We start from the raw sequence: 24,294 nt of genomic DNA, 5'->3' as shown, positions 1-24,294 counted from the left end.
GCTGTGGATGGAAACTGTCTAAGACCCGGGACCTAGATAGTAACGGGTATTCAAGACAGTCGATAAACTAACTTTCTTTATACTTACTATACGTTTCAGAAGGAGCTGGGGTTTCATTTCCACGAGATGATTCGGATACTGAATTAAAAAACAGAGCGAACGAATTTGTTCACTCTGCAAATTAGTACAGCCATGATAGACACCCATTTGTTCAGATGCCCCCATTTTAAAGTCCTTGTTCTACTATACGTTTCTCGTAAGCCAATATACATGACTTTAACACAGACCTACCGAGATGCAAAGTTATTTCCTAGACTCTTTGTATTATTTTCCCTATTCGACATAAACCGCCATAGCATCCCTCATAAACACCGCGAGCCCTTCACCGAACTTATCAATATTCTTTGTGAATCTTTCATCAGCTACATACATTTCCCCTAATCCTCGGAATGCTTCCAACGAATAGTTTCCCATCTTATTTAAAAACTCAAACCATTGGCCGATTGCTACTTGAGCTTCATCTGAGTTCGGTGACAGATGGCGTAGACTCGCTAAATTGAAGTAAATACGATTCATTTCCTTCTCGAGATCCGGCCCAAACTGTGCCGCCTTTTTATTTGATTCATCCACTGCCTTGTCACCCCAGCGTTCCCTAGCCTCTTGTTCATATGGGTTTTCACCAAAATCGAACCCTTTAAACTTCTCTTCATTCGTCATTACTAATTCCCCTTTTCCATGTTGAATTGTCTTCTCAATCGTATTGATCATACTATCAAGCTGCTTTCGCTTCTCAAGGAGCATATTACGCTGCATTTCAAAAGCTTCCTGACGGCTAAACGCAGGACTTGTTAGCAGCTCCCCGATTTTTTTCAAAGAGAAGCCAAGTTCGCGAAAGAACAATATTTGCTGCAACGTCGCCAAATTATCGTCCGAATAAAGCCGGTACCCTGCTTCCGTCGTACAATCCGGCGTTAATAAACCGATGTCATCATAATGATGAAGTGTGCGCACACTAACACCGGTCAACTGCGATACTTCTTTCACTTTCATCGCATCTCGCCTCCCTTCAAAACTAACTATAAAGTATGACGTAACGTGAGAGTCAACAAGTGATTAGCATTTTTCTTTCAAACAAAAAAAAGAGATTCGCGGCCTACACCGTAATCTCTTCTCCTATAGTCTTTACTCAATCGCTAACCAAACTTCAATGTCAAACCCGTCCGAACCTTTAGGATGAACGTATCTTTCAAAACTAAAGCTGTTACGCAGTTGAATACTATCCGTTTTCATAAGTACATTAAACGCCGTTTGTATCGCGTGGACTCCACCTTCTACCTTAGCAACCATGAACTTCCCGGCTGGCACGACAGCTTCTTCTATATTTTGCAACCCTTCGGCAAGATTCGATTTGATACCAGCGATGTAATGAATTTCTCCATCTTTCATCGCCAGGCAAAGCCCAAATGATTCTTCCGCAACGATGCCTTTCTCGGCAAGTTCCTTATTCAGCACGTCCCATTTTCCCGGAATTTCTGACAGCGGTCCTTTCATTCCATACCCTTTAACTTTGAACTCCTCAACTTCTTCGATGCGTGTTTCCATATGAATCTCCCCCTTTATTTCACTAGTAACCTACCCGTTCGGCTTAAGTCATTTAGTAGTAAATTATTTTGATGAAAAGGCTCATTGCTGTCAATTCCACCCTACTATACTAAAAAGCGACTTGATGAGCAATCTAAGCTCGTCAAGTCGCCTATTCAATATTCGATTTCTTATATTACGGAATGACAGGTTTAGTTGTTTCATCCCAGTCCGGTGCATACGAGTCGAGTGGTATTTGTTGCGCACGGGCTTTGCCTGCCGCATTGAAGAACACTAAAACCAAGATAATTGAAATGACAGTAGCCCCAATCAATGCAGCATCCATTGGTAAACGGAAACCTATTTGAGCATTCAAAATATAAGTGGTCGTCGCCATTAACATGAACACGCCGGGAATTAATGCAATCCAGTAATTTTTCTTCGCGATGAATAGATACATCGCCGCGACGAAGAGTGCAATAACTGCGGTTGATTGATTTGCCCATGAGAAATAGCGCCATAAGATAATAAAGTCAATCTTTGTTAATGCAAATGAAATTGCAAACAGTGGAAGTGCAATCCATACGCGGCTCATTATTTTCAACTGAGGTAATTTGAAGTAATCTGCAATGATCATACGAGCACTTCGGAATGCCGTATCACCAGAAGTAATTGGTAGAATGATAACGCCTAGTATAGCAAGTGTTCCGCCGATTGCACCAAGTATTAATATGGAAGCCTCGCTGACAATCATAGCCGGTCCGCCTGCAGCCAAAAGTTCGTTTAGACCAATTGGTCCATTGAATAGTGACATTCCTGCAGCAGCCCAAATCATTGCCACGATTCCTTCTGCAATCATCATACCGTAAAAGATCTTGCGTCCTTGTTTTTCATTCTGAGTCGTTCGTGAAATAATGGGTGTTTGCGTTGCGTGGAATCCAGACAAGGCTCCACAAGAAATCGTTAAGAATAGTAATGGGAATATGGGTAGATTATCAGGATGAAGATTTGCCAATGTTATTTCTGGGATTGCTGCTCCGGTTAGTAGTAGACCTCCACCAACCCCTAGCGCACTAATGATCAATAATAGACCAAACAGTGGATAGACACGACCAATAATTTTGTCGATTGGCAAAAGTGTAGCTAAAATGTAATAGATGAAGATTGCTGCGATGATATAGCCCATTCCCATCCAGCCATTCATCAGATTATATAGCAAACCTGCTGGCGCGGATACGAACACCGTTCCGACTAGGAGAAGGAGTAGGATAGCGAAAGCATTGACGATATGCTTCATAAATTTACCTAAGAACTTACCTGCAAGTTCTGGAAGATGAGCTCCCTTATTTCGTATTGAAATCATTCCCGTCAAATAGTCATGGACAGCTCCAGCGAAAATTGCACCGAACACAATCCAAATGAAGGCCACAGGACCATATAAGGCTCCCATGATAGGTCCAAATATTGGTCCTACTCCTGCAATATTCAACAGTTGAATCAGCGAGTTCTTCTTAGTATTCATCGGAACATAGTCAACACCATCCTGGTTTGCAAAAGCCGGTGTCTGACGTTCCTCTTTTACCCCGAAAACTTTCTCTACGAATTTACCATATGTAAAATAACCAACTACCAACAGCACTATCCCAAATATAAACGTATACATGAAAACTCCCCCTTTTTGAATGGCATCGCTTTCATTCATTGTAGGTGAAGTTTTCTGATAATATGATTGTTTTAGCCTAACATGCTTTAAATCTAGCCCAAGATGTGAAAGTAGTAGATTAACATGCTCTAACTCTTTTCATCTATCACATTTCCAATCGTTGTCGAAGATCTTTCACGTAGTTACGGCTGACAGACAACTTCTCATCTCTGCCTTCTAATTCCAGTTGGTAGGCCCCATTAAACCATGGCGTTAACCGGCTAACATACTTCAAGTTAATGAGATAGCCCTTATGTATCCGAAAAAATGAAAACGATACTAAACGACTTTCCAATTCTTTCAACGAAGTCTTAATTTCATAGTCACACTTTTGTGTAATAATTTTTGTCACTTTCTCATCACGATACATGTACAAAATATCCTTAATGTAAATGTAGTCAATTTCACCTTCCTTTTCAACTGCCAATTTACCAAGATTGCTTATCGCATCCACTTTTTCTTTTGGGTAGACAACTTTATCGATTCTTTCAATCGTCTGTTTCAGTTGCCCCTCATCATACGGTTTCAATAAATAATCAATGGCATTAATTCGAAACGCTTCAGCTGCAAATTGAGGATAGGCCGTTGCAAAAATGATAAGCGGAACTTTTTTTAACTCTACCAGTACTTTAGCGACTTCGACCCCATTCATTTTAGGCATCTCCACATCTAAAAAAACGACGTCTGGCAGTAATTGTACTGTTTTTAAAATGGCGGTTTCTCCACTTTCTGCTTCCCCCACCACTTGAACGTCGGGAAATTTGCTGAGCAAATACGTTAATTCTTCACGGGCATATCGTTCGTCATCTACGATTAAGGTACGGATTGTTCGCATCACACGCCTACCTCCAATTTGGGGATACGAAATGAAATTACCGCCCCTTCATTCCGTTCGCTTTTGATTGATAATGCGGCTTGGTCTCCAAACGTCATCATTAAGCGGCGATTAACATTGAATAGCCCCACTCCCGTTCCAGTTTCAGATTCAATCTGCGCCAATCCTAAAATGGCAATCCGTTCTGGAGTTATTCCCTTCCCATTGTCTTCCACCCTTATTTCTATTTCCGTACCTACATTATGCACAGTCATTTTAATGATACTATTTTTCACCATATCATTAATGCCGTGGTGAATGGCATTTTCAACAATTGGTTGCAATGTGAAAGGCGGAATCTTTTGAGCCAATAGATTATCATCCACGTCATACAAAATGGTCAGTCTATCTACAAATCTTGCTTCTGTAATTTGCAAATATGCTTTTACGTGCGACAGTTCTTGTTCCAAAGATATTTGAGATGCCGTTGTACCTGTTACATTCTGACGCAAGAAGTAGGATAGAGACGTCAATAATTTCCTCGCCTGATCGGGATCCGTTCGAATTAAGGACACAATAATATTCATGGAATTAAATAAAAAGTGAGGGCTAATCTGTGCCTGCAATGCTTTGATTTCCGCTTCTTTTGCCAACTGATACGCACGATCGGTTTCCGCGATTTCTAATTGGTTACTTAATAGCGAACTTAATCCAGCAATCAGCTCGATGCTGACATCCGTAATCACTTTTTCAGATGGATAATACAGTTTTAGCGTCCCAATCGTTTCTCCACGCCTTATGAGAGGGGCGATTACTGCCGCCCCTAATCGACAGCCCGGATAATCACAGTGGATGGTACCATCATTGACAACAACCAACTCGCCATGATGAATGACATCTCTTGTTTCATCCGTACGAATCGGACTGCCTACCTTGTGGTGGTCACTGGCTATTCCAACATGGGCAAGGATATCTGTTTTATTCGTCATGGCAACCGCACTGGGTTGTAATTCACGAAATAAAATCGTGCAGACAGCTTGAGCAGTGTCTGTGTTCATGCCCGTTCGCAAGTAACCGAGTGTCTGGTTAGCAATGCGCAACGTTTTCTGTGCCTGCAATGCCGTCACTCTCTCCTGTTCACCAACGACATTATGGACAATCAACAGAAAAAGGGCTGTACCGACGCCATTGGCCAGAATCATCGGCACTCCGATTACCTCAACCAGAGTAAATGCTTTTTCATATGGTTTGGAAATCAATAGAATCATGCTCATCTGCATGGCTTCCGCAAGTGCACCAATGCCAAACACAGTAAGTGGTTTAAGTGCTTTCCCTTTACTATAAAAAGCACCGGCGACCACCCCTGCAACGATTGTTGACAAACCACAAGAGATTGCTGTAAAACCACCCAATGTCATGCGATGAATTCCGGCAATCAGTCCCGCCCCAATTCCCACACGGTAGCCCCCTAATAAACCAGCAGCAACAACGCCAATAACACGCGAGTTCGCAATTGCCTCATCCGACGTCAATACCGTTGCGACACTATTAAAATGCAGTGTATTCATATTAAGCGCAACCCCAAAATACGTACCCACAATACCGAAAAACCCAAAGAACAAAATCGCCGTAATCTCCTGCTTGCGATTCAATTTATCATGATGAACCAAATTTTTAAAGAACTGAAATCGAGTTAAGATGAAGGCAACCGCTACAATCATACCCACTCTCTCCAACATTATGACAAGCAAGTCTAACAGCGTAATCCCCCCATTTTAAAAGCACGTTGGCTAAATTATACTGTAAACTCGCTTATATACATATCTTTATTTTCAGTTATTAACAGAAGGAAGTGAGAGTTGGAAGGATACGAATAATTCCACAAAAAAAGCGACAGCCACTTGGTTGAACAAGTGTCTATCACCACAAACTATTATTTCAAAGCCTCCGTCATAAATCCTATTACTTCTTTACTCATCGTACTTAGGCTTTTAATAATCCCGTGGTATAAGTAGCCATCACTCCACATCAATCTCTTTTATAACTTTCGCCGGGTTTCCACCTACAACCACATTATCCGGTATATCCTTTATCACAATCGCACCTGACGCAATCACCACATTATTTCCGATTGTTATTCCAGGGTTAATTACAGCTCTACCACCAATCCAAACGTTATCACCAATTGTGACTGGCTTACCATATTCCACACCCGAAATTCGTGCTGTAGGATCTAGTGGATGAGTAGCTGTGTAAATATGTACACCTGGAGCAATCATACAATTATCACCAATCCTAATTTCACATACATCCAAAAACACACAATCAAAATTGGCGTAAAAATTTTCACCGACATGGATGTTAGAACCATAATCACAGCGTAAGCTTGGCTCAATATTAAGATCCTTGCCAGTCGAACCAAATAGCTCTTTTAATAATCTAGTCCGTTCACTATGCTCACTTTCCATCGTCTCATTAAATAACCTCGTTAACCGACGAGCGTTTTCCCGTTCTTTTGTTAATTCAAGATCCGAGGGACGATACAATTCGCCAGCCAGCATTTTTTCTTTTTCTGTTTTCATTGTGCGTCTACTCGTACTATGAAATTTGAGTGCATTAATTTTCACGAATGAACCCTGACCTTCATCACCTTAGTAACCTTGCCACTTGCATCACTTATAGTAATATTCGTAACACCAGATTCCAAAGCTTTCACAGAAATCGTTGAATCATCCTGCTCTGTGATTCCCACTATATTCGGCAGTTCAACTTCCCATGTATAGCTTTCATCATAAACATAACCATTCGGCTTCACCTGTGCCTTAACAGTCGTCATTTCTCCAACTTTTAACGTGATATATTCTTCACTGACTACAATCCCCGTCATCTCATCTGCTTGGGGACGTTTTCGCCATGTCGAATTCAATTCAAAGAAGTCCAATAGCACGACATCCACACTACCACCCTTTGTATATAATTCAATTGCATTATTTGTCGGTTTTGTATAGATCAATTTAGTGAATGTAAATTCACCTTCATTGACAAATAGCTCAATTGAAGATTCATCCACAAGACCTCTTATTTTAATCTGTTTTCGCCCCATTGGATATTCTGTTTCGTGACGATTGCCGAACTGAAACATATTTCCGTTGCGATCCGTTAATTGTTTCAGCCCTGCATTTGAACGATCCAAAAATATTTTTTTCGTCGCTGTATCGACGCCAAATACAGTTTCTTCCTCCTCAGATTGTCGGAGACGAATGCCGAACTCTTCTACATCATCCCATTCAACAATCATTTCAAATTCAAATGTTGTACTCATAAATGTATCAATCGGATGGTCGCCTTCTAATTGGAATGCCTCCACATGATGAGCACCTGCCCGTAAGCTCTCTATTTCTTTAATAGGTCCTTGGAAAATTCGAATACTACCATCTTCAATTGTCCGAAGTGATAACTCACGCGGAATCGTCATTGAGCCCATCCATGGATCTGTTGGGGATTGGTATGGATAGCGCCAATTCGCCATCCAGCCAAGCCAGATCCTTCGACCATCCTCATCAGGTATATCAGAAAATGACTGTGCCGCATAAAAATCTTGTCCAAAATCAGTTGTTAGTACTGTTTCTGGGGGGTTGTCATTTACAAACGTCATTCCATCAAATTCTCCGATGAAATATTGAGCCGTTGAACCATTCGTTACATCATTATCCCCGACACTAACATGCAGAACCCACTTCTTATTTCCCTTTTCCCCGTCCACAGATAGCTGGAATAATTCCGGACACTCCCATACAGCGACATGCGAACCTTCATCATCTCCGAATTGACTCTGAAACGTCCAATCAATCAAGTTAGAAGAATTGTAGAACGTAACACTCTGATTCGTAGAAACCACCATTACCCACTTATTTGTATCCTCATGCCAAAATACTTTAGGATCGCGAAAGTCTTTTATACCTGGATTTCCAATAATCGGATTGCCTTTATAACGCTCCCATGTTCTCCCTTTATCCTTACTATAGGCCATACCCTGTGCTTCTCCGCCCTCAGTACTCGTATAAAAGGCAACTAAACCTACCTTCCCATCAAACAATCCGCTGGAATCATGCCAGTCCACAACCGTGCTACCAGATAAGGCCTGCCCAAGTAAATCATGCTCCAAAGCAACGGGGAAATGCTCCCAATTAAGCATATCTGTACTAATGGCATGCGCCCAGTTGCCATTCTTTTGATGAAATAAATGATATTCTCCTTCAAAGTATATTAGTCCATTCGGATCTGCTAAATTCCCTGATGGCGTTGAAAAATGGTACTGTGGCCGATACATTTCCGTATAATAATCAGCATTCGCTGCCGGCTTGTCACGAAGACCCACTACCTCCAAATCTTTATCCCCCTTTATATCTGGTTCAACTTCACTGCATCCGACTAGAAAAATCAACATCCCCATCATCGTAACAATTAGTCTTTTCATTTTCAATACATCTTCACTCCCCCTAATTTAAGAGCTTTTAAGCAAAATTTAAGACCAAACCAATTGCATAAATACAATCGATTTGATCTCGAATTTTGATTCTAGATAAGTTGAAATTAAGAATGCCATTGAATCCGCTTCGGTGTTAGGGGGTCCCTATTTACAACTCACCCTTCGCCAAATAAAATGCACCTTTAATCGCTGAAAACCCTTCAATGCCAGGTGTTACAATATAATCAGATATCTGGTCCTCTAGCTGTGGGAAAGCCAAATAATGATTATTCATCGCCTGCAAATGTTTATAAATAACAGGCAACAATTGTCTTTGCCTCATGACCCCACCACCGAGAATAATTCTTTCGGGTGATAGCGTTAGTATATACGTCATTAACGCTTGAGCGATATAATAGCCTTCGATTTCCCACACTTCCGGTCGACCTTCAAGCAACACAGCTTTCTGGTCCCATCTTTTTTCAATCGCTGGTCCAGAGGCTAGTCCCTCCAAACAATCACGGTGAAATAGACAATCGCCCTCGAAATGATCATCTGGATGCCTTCTGACCGTGACATGCCCCATTTCAGGATGACTAATTCCATGCAGCATCTTACCCTTATTCACCGCGCCCACGCCGATTCCAGTCCCAACTGTGATATAGATACAGCTATCAACATCCTGAGCAGCTCCAAACTTCGCCTCACCCAATGCGGCAATATTGACATCCGTATCGAACACCATCGGGACATCCAAGTACTCTTTTAACGATGACAGGATATTAAAATGCTGCCATTGTACTTTAGGTGTCGTTGTAATACAACCATAACTTGCAGAGTTCGGGTTAATATCAGCCGGACCGAATGAGCCCACTCCTAATGCTTGAATCTCAAATTGTTGAAAGAATTCCTGAACTTTCACCATAGTCTCAGCAGGGGTTGTCGTTGGAATTTCAATTAGCTCAATCACATTAAAATCCATATCCCCCACAGCACAGATAAACTTTGTTCCACCTGCTTCAATTGCACCTAGCAAGACACATTCTCCTCTCCGTACATATCATGAGTGACTTGCTGAAATATAGCTATTTGTTAACTGGATAGCTCCACCTGATGCAAAAAGGACAATCTCTTCACAGACCTTATCCGGATAAATCAAGCTCGTTACAGCATAAGCACCCTCATTCACGAATATTTCAATAGACGATGAATCTACAATAATTCGCAATTTCACCTGACTTGTAACTTGTAGGTTCAATTCTTGGAGATTCGAAAAGTTTTTCGAGAATGTAATTTCTCCCGAATTCTTTCTATCCAACGTGATATGATTCGTCTCTGAATCTATTGTTAGTAATGTTTTTTGGCTTTCCGTATGGGACAACACGATACCGAATTGCTTCGCGTCATGATTATCAATCTCTAAAACAATCTCTACACTTGGCTTATCCACAGCAAATGTTTTCGTCTCTTCGCTGTTGATTAACACATCGTCAATTTCAACAACTTTTGTAAAGTATGAATCTAGTTCCTTGACAGGATTTTGAACGACCAGTAGTTGATCTCCAATATGTTGTAACGCTAGTGTTCTCGGCAACGTCATCTGACTTCTCCAACCCTCAGTCGGTACTTGGTTGGCATAGCGCCAATTACTCATCCAGCCCAGATAAATTCTTCGACCATCTTCCTTAGGTATATCCGAAAAACTAACACCTGCATAATTGTCTTTGCCAAAATCCAGCCACTGAATCTCTTGGTTATCAGCTGTAAAAGTAGAGCCATCAAAAGAACCTACAAAGTATTGCGTTCTTGAGCCACTCTCGAATTGAGGGCTGTCCCCAATACTGACCAATAGCACCCACTTCTTCTCTTCACTATTGTCCACACCTAATTCAAATAGATCAGGACATTCCCAAACGCCATCATGAGAACCAATATTATCCCCAAATTCACTTTCAAACCGCCAATCTATTAAGTTTGATGAAGAGTAAAAAGTTACCGTTTGTCCTGTCGCTAACGTCATCAACCATTTGGCCGTTTCAGTATGCCAAAACACTTTCGGATCCCTAAAATCTACTTTTGTTGGGTGTTGAAGTACAGGATTCCCTTCGTACTTTGTCCATGTTCGGCCTTGGTCATGACTATAGGCAAGACTTTGGGTTTGAATGGCCGGCGTTCCATCTTCCTTATCCAAATGATGCGTAAAAATCGCTACAATTCCTGGCTCAACCGGGAAAAAACCCGATGTATTATGCCAATCTACTACAGCACTTCCTGAAAAAATCGTCCCTAATTCATCTGGATAGAGGGCAATCGGCAACTCCTGCCAGTCAATCATATCCTGACTGACAGCATGGCCCCAATGCATGGGACCCCATATACTATCATTAGGATTATATTGAAAGAATAAATGATATTCACCTTTAAAATATACCATTCCGTTCGGATCATTCATCCAATTTTTTTGTGGTGCAAAGTGTAAGGTTGGTTTATACTTCTCAAGATTATAAGTCGTCAATCACTATTTCCTCCTCTATTAGTTTGAATTCCGGTCATAACCAACTTGTTTAATTTGTAGCCAGATAGGGAACTTCAATCGATCTAGCTCTGCTAAATACTCATCCCACTCTTCTTCGGATTTCCCAGTTTTAATCCACTCTGCTCGCTTTCTGTGAACATAAGCGAATAAATCTGCTTCGATCGTCGATAGCTCTTTTAACTCATCAAGAGAGAAAAATACTTTTGGATATATATTGTCGGCATTCATATGTGGCACCATTACTTCTTTCATTAAATTTAGTCTCCCCACAGCATCATCCGGCTTTGTCGTAACTGTTCCATAGTATTCATCCAGAATTACTAATGGTCCGCCTATATTTGTTTTTTGTCTTAGCTCAACAGGTGCCGTTCCTTCCAATGCAAGATGTTTTAGCATATTGGCACTTTCGTCAAACTCAAAGATATTTTGTTGCTCTGTATCGCCATAAGTTCCCCAGTTATTTTGCACAGATTGCACCGGATCATAAAGTTGGTCAATCCATTTGGCCGTTAACTCCAAGTTTTTATTAGTACTTGTAATGACCATTTTCCCTCTGTCAAAGCCCATACCATTTGTACGTGCAACATGGACATTTCCTGTCGCATCAGCAAGTGGTGGCATTAGTTCATACTGATCATTGTCGCCAGTAATATTGGCTTTGTCCCATGTGAAATATAATCCATATTTCAGGTCTTTTCCTTTGGCCAAATACGTATTGAAGTCTTGTTCAAAAGCTTCTTCATCAATGAGGTTGTTTTTATATAGGTCAGCAAAATACATCATTGCATCGCGATAGCCTTCGTCAGCTGCTGTAAAAACGACTTTACCGTCATTGGAAACGACCGTATGATCCCAGTTATCGCCCAAACCAAATGGATTGAATAAAAACGCAAGGTCTTCCCCTCCATGGTTAATGATGAAAGAAAGTGGGATTTCATCGGCTTGACCATTGCCATTCGGATCATCATTTTTGAAAGCCAGTAACACTTCTTTTAGCTCTTCTGCATTGGTTGGCATATCCAATCCTAAATTGTTCAGCCACTCCACGTTAATCCATGGGAATGTATCAATGGAGTGAATACTTTCTTTCCCTGCACCCAATTCCTCAATCCATGGAAAAGCATAAATATGGCCGTCTGTTGCCGTAATCATGGATTTGTACTCTGGTTTTTCCTCCAATACTTTTTTAAAGTTAGGCATGTACTGGTCGATGAGATCTTCCACAGCAATAATCGTGCCATCCTTCCCTAACTTTTGAAGATCATAATCATTGTAGCCGGCATCTAAAATAGCATCTGGTAAATCGCCACTCGCAACTGTCAAGTTTCTCTTTTCAACAAACGAATCACTCGTATAGTTTTTCCATTCAATATTGACACCCGTTTCTTCCGCCAATCGTTTGTAAATTAGTTTTTCGTTAGGATCTGTCGGTGCTAAAGGCGAACTTTGTGTCATGAACTTTAAGGTCACTGCTTCTTCCAATGGAAATGTGATATCTTTTAGCTCATAAGCTTCGGATGCTGCGTCACTGTCCTTGCTACATCCTGCAAATAATAACCCCGTAACGAGTAGAGCTAACAGTGCTTTATTCCCCTTTTTCATACTAAAACCCCCATTTTTTATTTTATTGAACCAACCATTACGCCTTTTTCAAAATACTTCTGGAAGAAAGGATACATAATGATTAGAGGTAAACTAGAAAGAATAATAGATGAGTATTTAATCATTTCCGACATCTTTTTCAACTCTGCCATGGCCAGCTGATCACCAATCATGCCAGGCTGTACTTCATTTTGGATAAGAATCGAACGTAACACTAATTGCAATGGATGCAATTTAGCATCTTCTAAGTAAATCATGGCGTCAAAATAAGAATTCCATTGCCCTACAAAGGCATATAATGCAAGAACAAAAATAATCGGTTTAGATAGCGGTAAGATAATCTTGAAGAATATAAGTAAATCAGATGCCCCGTCGATTTTTGCCGCTTCTTGGAGTTCCTTAGGGATTGCCTTGAAATACGTTCTAGCTAAAATAATATTCCAAACACTAATTGCACCTGGCAAAATAATAGCCCATATGCTATTTAACATCCCTAGATCCTTGACCACTAAATACGTTGGGATTAAACCACCACTGAAAAACATAGTGATAAGGAAGAATATCATAATGACTTTCGTTCCTCTAAAGCCCTCAACGGATAATGGATAGGCGGCAAGTATGGATACAATAACTGTCACCAAAGCAAATCCAACTGAGTACAGAATCGAGTAAAAGAATCCTCTAATAATCGCTTCGTTTTGCAAAATCTTCACATAGCCTTGCACACTCCAATCGTCCGGATTGAACGATATGCCTTTACTTAGTAAGACGTTAGGTTCTAAAAACGAGGCTAACAGCACATAGAGCAATGGCAACAGAATTATCAACGTCGCAATAATAAGGACATACTTATTTATCATGAGCAGAAATCGATCTTTTTTCGAATAATTCATATCCCTACCTTGTCCCCCTTTTAATAAAGACCTTCACCTTCATTAAGTTTTTTAACTACGTAATTCACAAAAACTAGTAAAATCACATTGATAATGGAGTTAAATAATCCAACTGCCGATGAATACGCATAGTCTCCGGCTTGTAGCCCCACTTTGTAGACATAGGTTGCAATAATTTCAGACGTTGGAATATTCATAGCGGTTTGCATCAAATAGGCTTTTTCAAATCCAATGCCCATGATTCCACCTGCCGAAAGGATAAATAGAACAGCCATCATAGGTTTTAATGTCGGAAGATCGATATGCTTTACTCTTTGCAACAATGATGCTCCGTCAATGGTTGCTGCATCATGTAGCTGAGGATCGACATTAGAAAGCGCTGCCACATAAATGATAGAAGCCCAGCCTGCCCCCTGCCAAATACCCGAAAGAATATAGATGGATACAAATGCATCTGGGTCAGACATGAATGAAATTGGATTGTCCATGAAAAACGATAAAATCGTATTAATGGGTCCCGTTGGTGATAAGAAGATAAACAGCATTCCCGTAATGACAACAACCGAGATAAAATTCGGTGCATACAGGATTAATTGAATATTCTTCTTTATGGATGCTCGTTTCACCTGATTTAACATTAATGCTAGAATAATAGGTACCGGAAACCCTAACACTAGGCCGTAAACACTTAGTTTAAGCGTATTCATAAAAATGTCTCCAAAATTAGGAGAAGTTAAAAACTTTGTAAAATGCTCCAACCCTACCCAATCACTTGCCCATATACCTTTCATAGGACTGAAATCTTTGAAGGCAATAATAGATCCATACATCGGAATATACTTAAAGATAATTGTCAAAATAATCGCTGGGGCTAAAAATAAATACAGCATGTAATTTTGTTTCATGTACTGGAACAAACTTTTTTTCTTATGGAATACGTTTGTTTTTGAATCAGTAGTCATTTTTTATATAGCCCCCTTAAATGTTTTCTAATTTATAAGTTAATAATATGTCAAGTACACAAACATGTCAACCGCTTGACACACGTAAAACTAAAAAAACCTAATCTTAAGAAAATTAGGTTGTCTCACTGATTAACAAGTGAACAGGCAATACAGTTTCATATGAACCTGAACACTCTGGGTTATCAATCATATCCATTAATTTTTTCACAGATGTTTTAGCAATTTCCTCAATTGGCTGTTTAATTGTTGTGAGTTGAGGTAATAACCTCCTCGTAGTTTCCGTTCCATCGTAGCCAATGATTTTTAGCTGCTCAGGCACTTGGATGTTCAATTCTCTTGCAACTTGCAAACAAGCAGCAGCCATCATATCATCACTGGCGAATATGCCATCTGTTTCCGGGCGATCCAACAAAATTTTTCTTATCGATAAAACCATATCCTCATCGCCAAACAGCAATTCATATGTAATCGGATTATCGATTAGGTCCTCATAAGCTTTCCGCCTAAATTGAGCAGGTGTTTCTAATTCAAGTGGACCATTTATATGAATAATTGACCGGCATCCTCTATCAATTAGATGCTGAACTGCCAATTTTCCGCCCATGTAATTATCAGATCCTACTACAGGTACTGTCGGTGCCAAGTAATGGTCAATCGCAACAATCGGAAGCTTTGGATACTTATATGTATCAATTCCCCGATTATATGAACAGACAATGATACCATCTACTTGATGTCGAATCAGCATGGTTGCGTAGGCTTTCTCTTTTTCAAGCTGCCCTGAACTATTGCAAAGAATAATCTTATAACCCAAAGAAGAACAGATATTTTCAATATACAACGATAATTCCCCGAAAAAAGGATTGCTAACTGTCGGGACGATCAGTCCAATAAAATTCGTTCTCTTTTTGAACAGAGACCTCGCAACATCATTGGGGTAATAATTCAATTCTTTAATAGCGTTCTCCACTTTTTCTTTCGTCAGCTCACTAATATACCCCCTATTATTTAACACGCGAGATACAGTAGTTGGAGATACGCCCGCTGCTTTCGCAACATCTTCTAATTTAACTTTCATAATATATCTCCTTAATATATCATATTTATTCCCAATATTAATTACATCTTAGCATATACTCCTGTCTGCTTACATGCTAAGGAAACCCTTACGAGCAAAGCCTTAAGATAAAACGCAAAAAAACCGTCCTTCTTCATAAGAGGATAGGTTTTCTTGTTTATGCTGTGATATTCATTTGCTCTTTCTTAAATTCACCAAGCTTTTTAGCGGTATTATTTTCCGTCGGTTTACCAAGCTGATCGATTTTACTAGTCCAATCAGATAGACGTTCACGATTTGCTGTTGTCGTTAGACCCCTAGCCCCATCAAGCGCGATTTCATGCTTCAGCAGGCAGATAATAAAATGTTGAAATACCCAGTAAAAGAGCTAGCGGTAAAAGGGTGAAATATTTTTTTCTGTGCATTTTTATTCCTCCACAATTCAACCATTATTCATTACCTTAGATTGAATATATTGCTTAACTTCATCTGCATGATCAATCTCCCTTTTCGGAAGGATATAGGCACTTACTGAGCTGTTGTAAAGATAGTAATATCCCTCGTCTTCTTTGAAACTTGTTATGCCGGACCAAGTTACTTTTGTTTCTTTGTTTAGGGACGTATCCACTAATCCTTCTTCTGTCATTTTCAGTTGATGATGACCGATTAAACCGTCATTTTTTCCTTCTTTGATCATTTTCTTAGCATTACGGGCAATGAGTTTGTAAAAGTGCTTCGGGTAAAAGATAATCCATAGTATACTCATTATGAAAAAAGTGATAAACAGCGGTAGAAAAGGCATGTCACTAATCGCAGCATAAACATAAGAAATAATGATAAAGAATAATGGAGATAAAAACCTTTGCACTGCCAATGCCCGTTTACCAGTTTCAGAATTTTTGATATGATACAAATTAAAATTTATATAATCTTCTTCTGTCAAATTGTAGTGAATTTCCATTGTAGCCTCCTCAAACTTTCATCATCTAAGTGACAGGCACCAGAACTAATATGATTAAACAAATTACTTTCACCGGTAATTACCCTGACGTTATTTTTCCAATAGTCTTTCAAACTTATAAAAAGAAAAAAGCCTATATAATACAGGAATTACGGCTATAATTGACACCCACTTCAACGAGCCAAAAGCAAAGCCGATACCTACTAAAACTGCCATTACAAACAAGAAATTGCCCGAAAAACCATTAAGCGGTTGATTGTCTAAGAAAAGTCCCCTGAACCCTTTCAATTCTTTTACATAACAATCTTCATGATAAGCAACTACAACAAAAAATATAGTCGCGGTTACTAAATCCCCTCTAAACTTAATTTCTTTAGAGCATTTTTCACAATAAACAGCTTTAGACACGGGTATCCCCCTTTTCAAACATTCCGTTCAGCCGTTTCTTTTTCAAAAAACTGAACTTTGTTTCGGATATAATAATTGCTATGAGGATGAGTACTGCACCGATAATCATTTTGGTTGTCATGACCTCACTTAATATCGCTACTGAGAAGGCCATGCCCCAGAAAGCTTCTGTCGATAGAATAATCGCAGCCTTTGTCTCCGTAATATACTTTTGAGCAATTGTTTGCAACAAATAAGCGATTGTTGTCGAGAAGATACCCAAGTAAAGGAGCGGCAGTAGCCCTTCCGATTCCACTGAAAATGATGTCTCTCCTTTGAAAATGACAACTATCCAGCTAATCACTGCAGCTATTACCATTTGAACAATTGTAAGCAAAACAGCGTCCTCGTCTTTGACAAATTTAGCTGTGTAAAAGATATGGAATGCAAATCCAACCGCACAGCATAACGTCAACAAATCTCCGATATTGATTTCTGCAGATAGTTTAAGTGATAATACCGCTACGCCTACCAAAGCTGTAACTGCTCCAACTAATTCAAACATGTCAATTTTTCGCTTGTATAGTAAAAATCCGATGAAAGGTACAATGACGACATTTACCGCCGTTAAAAATGCGTTTTTTGAAGGTGTCGTGTATTGCAATCCCACTGTTTGGAGCACGAAAGCAATATAGAGAAAGAGTCCTAATATAGTCCCTTTAATAAGTGTACTTTTTTTGATATTCTTCAATCTTTTATAAAACAGAACGCATAGAATAATAACTCCGATAATAAATCTTCCCGCCAAAATCTGATAGGGCGTGTAGTATTCCAGCGACACTGCACTAGCAACAAATCCACTCCCCCAGATAATTGCTGTAATAATAAGTCCTATTTCCCCAATATATTTCCGCATTTAATCCATCGCCATCCTTATCAATATCATTTATTCAGTGTACCAAACTAAATAGCGGAATGGCGGCTTCTTTCATTTCAGTATTGAAACGGTTACGAATGCTGTGCGCTGCAATGACCGGAACTTGAACAGCTTCAAGCAATTCTTCCAGAGGCATCAACAGGATATAGTGCAGTCTCACCATCAATAAATGGAAAATCATCTTCAATTTTCAACGTCGTAGGTTCTGTAAGGGTTGCTGTTTTGATATGGTCACTAAACCACAAAAACCCATTCCAAGTGTTTAAGAATGGGTTTTTGTGATACTTTGAATGAGTATACAGCTAATTAATTACCTTACAAGATCTCGCAAACCCGTCCAACTTGTCCGTCTTCCAAACGTACTTTAATACCATGTGGGTGGAAGCTAGAGTTCGTTAATAAATCTTTAACGACACCCTCCGTCTTTGTACCCGACCGCTGATCTTTTTTCAATATGACTGCCACTTTTATTCCCGGTGTTACATCTGCACGATTCTGCCCATTCATTTGTTACTCGTCCTCTCTTTTTTGAAACATACTTTGCACAACGTGGGCGGTTCCAGTATGCAACTGCCCCTCCACGCGATTAACTTCCCCAATATGGAAGTGTTTAACGAAATAGCCGTCGAATTGTTCGAGCATCTGAACTGGATCACACAACATTTCTTCAATCCGTGGGCCACCAGTTCCGTAGAGCAGTTGCTCTTTCGAATACAGTTCGCTTATATAGTAGCCGCCCGGTTTCAACGCCTTTTTTATCCCCAATAACGTACGGTCCATGACGTTTCCCGGGAAATGACCGAAGATGTGGACGATTGCATCCCATTGTTCTTCTTCCCACGTTACCTCCGATAAATCTCGAAGCTCAGTTTTTACGGCGACACCTTTTTCATCTGCTAACTGCTTGGTTTTCTCCAGTCCGGCTGGCGCATAATCCCACGCCGTCACGTCGAAGCCAAGCGTTGCCAAGTAAACCGAGTTACGCCCTTCTCCTTCTGCGATGCAAAGCACTTTCCCCTTAGGTAACCGCTGTGCCGCCTCTACGAGAAATCCGTTGGGCTCTTTGCCGTAGACATATTCTTTTGCTAAGAACCGGTCGTTCCAACTGTTAGACATTTGCCAGACCCCTTTTACTAGATTGATTCTAGCTTACCACATTGTTAGCAAGGTTTATGATTGGTTGCCGCTGACGAACCAAATATGTTCAACATCACCCTCTAAACATCACTTCACCTGCAACAACAGTCATCACAACATTTGCGCCCACTATCTCTTCATCTGCCACTTCGAATAAATCCCTGTCGAGCACAGTGAAATCAGCATCAAATCCCGGTGCTAGTTTACCGCGGACGTCCGCTTTCCCAATTGTGCCTGCACTACCCGTCGTAAATAAACCGACTGCTTCAAAGCGACTCAGTTTTTCATCTGGCAAATAGCCTTCATGGGTTTCCCCTGGCTTCCGACGCGTCGCCGATGCATAGATGCCAAGCAGTGGATCAACCTCTTCAATCGGTGCATCTGAACCACCACCGCAAATGAATCCACGGTCGAGCAATTTTTTCCACGCATATGCCCAATCGAGACGATCTTCCCCTAATCGTTCCAATACCCACGGGAAGTCTGACGATACAAACACTGGTTGTATATCAAGGATGACTGGCAGCTTTTCCATCCGCTCGACTAGATCTTCACGCAAGACATTTACATGGATAAGGCGATCACGTTTGCCAGTAGGTACTGGGTACTTCTCAATCGCATAGAGCGCTTTTTCAACAGCTGCATCGCCGATGACATGGACAGCAATTGCTTCACCATGTTTTCGAGCGAGTGCCACCAGTGCATCGATTTCTTCATCAGTGACGACAGTCATTCCAGATGTTTCCGGCGTATCCGCATACGGTTTACTTAACAAAGCCGTTTTACCACCGAGCGCTCCGTCGATGAAAAACTTCATCTCGCCTGGCTCAATCCAAGGTTCGTGATACGTAGCTTTTTCTTCCATCAATTGTTTGAAAACAGTTGACCGTCGCAATAGATGTGCACGGAACTTCTTCTGTTCACCGATGACGTTTTTGAATGCTTGCAGTGGCTTTTTGTAATCGCCATAATACCCAAGATCATCTGTCACGCCCCCTGTCAGTCCAACTGATAGCAAATCATCCACTGATCTCCGCAATGCCAGTGTCAATGATTCTTCCGTCGGCTCCGGAATAAGGGCGAGCACAATCTCCTGCGCTCCTTCTTTCAAATAGCCCGTTGGTTCGCCGTTTGCATCGCGCATAATGACGCCGTCTTCGGGATCTAGTGTATCTTTTGAAATACCTGCTAGCTCAAGCGCTTTTGAATTTGCGAGCGCTGCGTGCCGGCATGTCCGCTTCAAAAGCATAGGCGAATCCGTCACCTTATCCAATTCATGTCGCGTAAGAATCTTTTTATCTGGGAAATTGTTTTCATTCCAACCTTCTCCGATAAACCATTCGTCTGACTTCAAATCAGGATGAGCATTCATCAGAATGTCCATCATGTCATCAGCGGACGATGCCTTCGATAAGTCCAGACTCAGTAACTTTTCGCCGTGGCCAATCATATGCATATGACTATCGACGAATCCTGGATAAAGAACGGAACCTAGTAAATCAATTTCATTATCTGCCTGTTCTTTTAAATCCTCAAATGTACCAACTGCATAAATCTTACCGTTTTCTGTGAGCAGCGCCTCAACTTGACCGCCTTCTTGTTCCATCGTATACATCGTGCCGTTATGCCAAAGTGTTTTCATCCTAGTTCCCCCTATCTCTCTAGTCATAGTCTAAACTTTCGGTCATTCATGAGCAACATTTTGAAGATGAGTGCTACAATTAAATTTATTCAAGAGGAGGAATTTAGATGAGGTTAACTGTTTATCTAGCAGGCGAAATTCATAGTTCATGGCGTGAGGAAGTGAAGATGAAGGTTGCTGCACTTAAGTTACCAATTGATTTCGTTGGTCCCATGGAAGACCACGACCGTTCTGATAACATTGGAGAAGATATTCTAGGCAAGCAGCCGAATGCAATTGCCAAAGATGCTGCGGCATCGGGCTTTAATAATTTACGCACGGAGCTATTAATGAAGCAAGCTGATCTTGTCATCGCTCTTTTCGGGGAGAAGTATAAGCAATGGAACACAGCGATGGACGCTAGTGCCGCGGTCGCATTTGGCAAACCACTTATCCTTATTCGCAAAGAAGAACACCATCACGCACTAAAAGAACTGTCACGCAAAGCAAATGCCACCGTCGAAACGGTCGATCAGGCTGTAAAAGCATTGCATTATATTTTCGAATGAACTTCAACCATCAGACGGGCTGCCCTATTCTCTTTAGGGCATGCTTTTTTTATTTATGAAGGGGTTCCCGCCGACCATATAGCTGACAGCCACTTACACCTCATTTACAAAACCTTAACCAATGCTTCATACCCCCACAACAATTCCCCTCTATCATATGAATTGTAGTCAAAACACTTTAGGGGGACAAAAACAGATGAAAAACATGAAGACACTTGCAACACTCGGACTTGCATGCTCGATTTTCCTTGCAGCTTGCGGCGGAACAGAAGGCAATACATCAGCTAAAACAAGCGAAGGCTTGAGCGGTAGTGTAGCGGGTGACGGATCGTCAACTGTTGCGCCAATCATGGAAGCAATTGTTGAAGAATATGCACAAGCTGAAAAAGACGTTAAAGTCTCTGTGGGTGTTTCGGGTACAGGTGGAGGATTTGAGAAATTCATCGCTGGTTCAACAGACTTCTCAAATGCATCCCGCCCCATTAAAGATGAAGAGAAAGCTAAACTAGATGAAGCAGGCGTTGACTATACAGAACTTAAACTTGCGAACGATGGCTTGACAATCGTTGTGAATAAAGAAAACACTTGGGTCGATTCACTTACTGTTGAAGACCTCGCAAAAATGTGGGCAGAAGATGGAACAGCAAAAAAATGGTCTGACATTAATCCAAGCTGGCCTGCTGAAGAAATCGTCTTCTATTCACCAGGTACAGATTCTGGAACATATGACTACTTCAATGAAGTTGTCCTAGGAGATGCTGACCTTGTAAAATCTGCAACACTATCTGAAGATGACAACGTTCTTGTTACAGGCATTAAAGGCGACAAAAACGCAATTGGGTTTTTCGGTTACGCCTACTACGAATCAAATAAAGACTCTTTGAATGCAGTATTAATTGATGGAGTTGAACCGAATGCAAAAACGATCGAGTCAGGCGAATACACACCGTTCTCACGTCCACTATTCGTTTATGTTAGCAATGCTGCACTAAAAGAGAAAAAAGAAGTTCGTAACTTCATGGAATATGTAATCGACAATGCTGGCGAAATGGCAAAAGCAGTCGGTTATGTCCAACTTCCTGATGCGGACTACGAAGAAGCACGAAAAACATTGGATTCCGTGAAATAAAACCTGATTATCTTCAAGCATAGAAGTAATTCAGGCTGTCCTGCATAGTAGGGCAGCCATTATCCTTTCAACAGCGCACTCTCTAAACTAAACAACGTTATCCACTAGGAGGTCCACGGATTGACTTCAATAAAACCGACAGAAAAGTTGCGAACGCGCGATGTCATTGCTGCTGCGAAAAAGAATGAGAAGTTCGGCAAAATCATCCCGCATCTTTTACTTGCTGTCACTTCCGTTACTGTACTGGCAACATTCGGGATTATCTACACATTGCTGAAAGAAACATTCATCTTTTTTCAAGAAGTAAAGATCACCGATTTCATTTTCGGTACAGAGTGGGCACCTTTCTCCAATGCTGATCAGGCATTCGGTGTGCTTCCTTTAATAACCGGTACATTAAAGATTGCAGGCGTCGCACTACTAATTGGGGTCCCTTTCGGACTTGCGTGTGCGATTTTCCTCAGTGAATATGCAACACCTAAAATCAAAAAGTTCATCAAGCCAATTATTGAGTTACTAGCTGGTATTCCAACGATTGTTTACGGATTCTTCGCATTAACAGTCGTGACGCCATGGCTACAGTCATTCATTCCACAACTAAAATTATTTAACGCACTTAGTGCCGGAATTGTTGTCGGGATTATGATTTTACCAATGATTATCTCACTTTCGGAAGATGCACTTTCTGCTGTCCCCGCTTCATTCCGTGAGGGATCTTATGCACTTGGGTCTACCCGATTCGAAACAGCTATCAAAGTCGTCTTTCCTGCAGCTATTTCTGGGATCGCCGCATCGATTATTCTTGCTGCATCACGTGCTGTAGGAGAAACAATGATTGTCTCACTTGCCGCGGGTTCCACGCCAGTATTCAATATGGACTTTACAGGTTCAATTCAAACGATGACTTCGTATATCGTTCAAGTCGCAACAGGCGACGCAGGTTATGGTACAACAATCTACTACTCCATTTACGCGGTTGGTTTCATGCTGTTCCTGTTTACATTCCTAATGAACCGGGCTGCTTTATACATCAAGACGAAATTCAGGGAGGAATACTAATATGGACCGCGTTCTCCAGTCAAAAATAAATCGGCGGCTGACAAAAGATTCGGCGATGAAATGGCTGTTCGGCGCAGTCGTCGCTGCCGTTCTAGGAATTACTTTCTTCCTGTTTTACGGTATTGGTGCAGATGGGGTCGGGCGGTTGAATCTTTCATTCTTTACGAACTTCGGATCTCGCTTCCCTGAAAAGGCGGGCATTAAAGCAGCGCTTGTCGGCACACTGGCTCTCATGGCCGTCGTTATTCCGGTATCCATGTTCCTAGGTCTTTGTTCGGCTATTTACCTTGAAGAATATGCTAAAAAAAATAAATGGACCGCTTTTATTGAGATGAATATCAGTAATCTTGCGGGCGTGCCTTCTGTTGTCTTCGGACTTCTTGGTTTAACTGTATTTGTCCGCGCATTATTGCTAGGCAACAGTATCTTGGCTGCTGGATTGACGATGAGTTTGCTAATCTTACCCATCATCATCGTAGCTTCCCAAGAAGCACTTCGTTCCGTTCCAGACACACTTCGAGAAGCGTCATACGGCATGGGCGCAACAAAATGGCAAACAATCATTCATGTGATTTTACCGTCCGCAACAGGTTCTATTTTGACAGGTAGCATCTTATCCTTCTCACGTGCCATCGGTGAAACAGCACCGCTTATCGTTCTTGGGATCCCGGTTATCGTTCAATTCCTGCCAACTGGACCGCTTAGTACATTTACAGCTCTTCCGATGCAAATTTACGACTGGGCCAAACGCCCACAACCTGAATTTGCAGATGCTGCCTCTGCAGGTATTATCGTGCTGATGGTTTTGCTCATTACAATGAACGGATTTGCAATCTACTTTAGAAATAGATCGGAAAAAAAGCTTAAAAGTTGATA

24 protein-coding genes are annotated in these 24,294 nt (G+C 41.0%); 4 read left to right on the top strand and 20 right to left on the bottom strand.

Annotated features, from left to right (window positions below):
* Positions 1–333 precede the first annotated feature (333 nt).
* From H2672_RS11710 to H2672_RS11615, 20 genes are all read right to left on the bottom strand, one after another.
* Entirely contained in the window at positions 334–1,050 is a 717-nt protein-coding gene (locus tag H2672_RS11710; protein ID WP_186671511.1) for a MerR family transcriptional regulator, read from the bottom strand.
* 132 nt (positions 1,051–1,182) lie between these two features.
* Positions 1,183–1,602 carry a GyrI-like domain-containing protein gene (locus tag H2672_RS11705; protein ID WP_186671509.1) on the bottom strand — a complete coding sequence of 140 codons (420 nt, stop codon included), beginning with the start codon at positions 1,600–1,602 and terminating at the stop codon, positions 1,183–1,185.
* Between the two features lie 175 nt (positions 1,603–1,777).
* Positions 1,778–3,244: a carbon starvation CstA family protein gene (locus H2672_RS11700; RefSeq protein WP_186671507.1), complete on the bottom strand. Its 1,467-nt coding sequence runs from the start codon at positions 3,242–3,244 to the stop codon at positions 1,778–1,780.
* A gap of 145 nt (positions 3,245–3,389) precedes the next feature.
* A complete protein-coding gene (locus H2672_RS11695) occupies positions 3,390–4,121 on the bottom strand; it encodes a LytR/AlgR family response regulator transcription factor (RefSeq protein WP_186671505.1) in 732 nt (243 codons plus the stop codon).
* Positions 4,118–5,818: a sensor histidine kinase gene (locus tag H2672_RS11690; RefSeq protein ID WP_255485737.1), complete on the bottom strand. Its 1,701-nt coding sequence runs from the start codon at positions 5,816–5,818 to the stop codon at positions 4,118–4,120. Before H2672_RS11690 ends, H2672_RS11695 begins: the two co-directional genes overlap by 4 nt.
* 297 nt (positions 5,819–6,115) lie before the next feature.
* Entirely contained in the window at positions 6,116–6,679 is a 564-nt protein-coding gene (locus H2672_RS11685; protein ID WP_186671503.1) for a maltose acetyltransferase domain-containing protein, read from the bottom strand.
* Positions 6,680–6,720: 41 nt separating this feature from the next.
* Complete coding sequence (locus H2672_RS11680) at positions 6,721–8,574, bottom strand: glycoside hydrolase family 32 protein (protein ID WP_186671615.1); 1,854 nt, start codon at positions 8,572–8,574, stop codon at positions 6,721–6,723.
* Between the two features lie 160 nt (positions 8,575–8,734).
* Positions 8,735–9,601, bottom strand: coding sequence for an ROK family protein (locus H2672_RS11675; protein ID WP_186671501.1), 867 nt, complete (start codon positions 9,599–9,601; stop codon positions 8,735–8,737).
* Positions 9,602–9,625: 24 nt separating this feature from the next.
* Positions 9,626–11,080, bottom strand: a complete 1,455-nt coding sequence (locus tag H2672_RS11670; protein ID WP_186671499.1) for a glycoside hydrolase family 32 protein — start codon at positions 11,078–11,080, stop codon at positions 9,626–9,628.
* Positions 11,081–11,098: 18 nt separating this feature from the next.
* Positions 11,099–12,703 (bottom strand): extracellular solute-binding protein, encoded by a 1,605-nt coding sequence (locus H2672_RS11665; protein ID WP_186671497.1) that lies wholly within the window; start codon positions 12,701–12,703, stop codon positions 11,099–11,101.
* Positions 12,704–12,720: 17 nt separating this feature from the next.
* Complete coding sequence (locus tag H2672_RS11660) at positions 12,721–13,596, bottom strand: carbohydrate ABC transporter permease (protein ID WP_186671495.1); 876 nt, start codon at positions 13,594–13,596, stop codon at positions 12,721–12,723.
* A gap of 20 nt (positions 13,597–13,616) precedes the next feature.
* Positions 13,617–14,558 carry an ABC transporter permease gene (locus H2672_RS11655; protein ID WP_186671493.1) on the bottom strand — a complete coding sequence of 314 codons (942 nt, stop codon included), beginning with the start codon at positions 14,556–14,558 and terminating at the stop codon, positions 13,617–13,619.
* A 115-nt stretch (positions 14,559–14,673) separates the two neighbouring features.
* Entirely contained in the window at positions 14,674–15,639 is a 966-nt protein-coding gene (locus H2672_RS11650) for a LacI family DNA-binding transcriptional regulator (protein WP_186671491.1), read from the bottom strand.
* 421 nt (positions 15,640–16,060) lie between these two features.
* Complete coding sequence (locus tag H2672_RS11645) at positions 16,061–16,579, bottom strand: YcxB family protein (protein WP_186671489.1); 519 nt, start codon at positions 16,577–16,579, stop codon at positions 16,061–16,063.
* Positions 16,580–16,669: 90 nt separating this feature from the next.
* Positions 16,670–16,987, bottom strand: coding sequence for a hypothetical protein (locus tag H2672_RS11640; protein WP_186671487.1), 318 nt, complete (start codon positions 16,985–16,987; stop codon positions 16,670–16,672).
* Positions 16,980–17,882, bottom strand: a complete 903-nt coding sequence (locus tag H2672_RS11635; protein WP_186671485.1) for a DMT family transporter — start codon at positions 17,880–17,882, stop codon at positions 16,980–16,982. The genes H2672_RS11640 and H2672_RS11635 overlap by 8 nt, the downstream gene beginning before the upstream one ends.
* Before the next feature lie 34 nt (positions 17,883–17,916).
* Entirely contained in the window at positions 17,917–18,090 is a 174-nt protein-coding gene (locus H2672_RS11630) for a hypothetical protein (RefSeq protein ID WP_186671483.1), read from the bottom strand.
* Between the two features lie 128 nt (positions 18,091–18,218).
* The gene (locus tag H2672_RS11625; RefSeq protein WP_186671481.1) at positions 18,219–18,410 is read right to left on the bottom strand and encodes a YwbE family protein; all 192 of its coding nucleotides are present in this window, start codon (positions 18,408–18,410) and stop codon (positions 18,219–18,221) included.
* Positions 18,411–18,413: 3 nt separating this feature from the next.
* Positions 18,414–19,019: a class I SAM-dependent methyltransferase gene (locus tag H2672_RS11620; RefSeq protein WP_186671479.1), complete on the bottom strand. Its 606-nt coding sequence runs from the start codon at positions 19,017–19,019 to the stop codon at positions 18,414–18,416.
* A gap of 94 nt (positions 19,020–19,113) precedes the next feature.
* Complete coding sequence (locus H2672_RS11615; protein WP_186671477.1) at positions 19,114–20,682, bottom strand: amidohydrolase; 1,569 nt, start codon at positions 20,680–20,682, stop codon at positions 19,114–19,116.
* A 107-nt stretch (positions 20,683–20,789) separates the two neighbouring features.
* Between H2672_RS11615 and H2672_RS11610 the strand changes: the two genes are divergently transcribed.
* The 4 genes from H2672_RS11610 to pstA all read left to right on the top strand — a co-directional run bounded on the left by H2672_RS11610 (position 20,790) and on the right by pstA (position 24,292).
* Positions 20,790–21,230 (top strand): YtoQ family protein, encoded by a 441-nt coding sequence (locus H2672_RS11610; RefSeq protein WP_186671475.1) that lies wholly within the window; start codon positions 20,790–20,792, stop codon positions 21,228–21,230.
* 196 nt (positions 21,231–21,426) lie between these two features.
* Entirely contained in the window at positions 21,427–22,359 is a 933-nt protein-coding gene (locus tag H2672_RS11605; protein ID WP_186671474.1) for a PstS family phosphate ABC transporter substrate-binding protein, read from the top strand.
* Positions 22,360–22,479: 120 nt separating this feature from the next.
* Positions 22,480–23,418, top strand: a complete 939-nt coding sequence (gene pstC, locus H2672_RS11600; RefSeq protein WP_186671473.1) for a phosphate ABC transporter permease subunit PstC — start codon at positions 22,480–22,482, stop codon at positions 23,416–23,418.
* 1 nt (position 23,419) lies between these two features.
* Positions 23,420–24,292: a phosphate ABC transporter permease PstA gene (gene pstA, locus H2672_RS11595; protein WP_186671472.1), complete on the top strand. Its 873-nt coding sequence runs from the start codon at positions 23,420–23,422 to the stop codon at positions 24,290–24,292.
* Positions 24,293–24,294: the final 2 nt, after the last annotated feature.

The organism is Sporosarcina sp. BP05 (assembly GCF_014282005.1).
Taxonomy (GTDB): domain Bacteria; phylum Bacillota; class Bacilli; order Bacillales_A; family Planococcaceae; genus Sporosarcina.
This window is presented reverse-complemented; position numbering and strand designations above follow the sequence as displayed.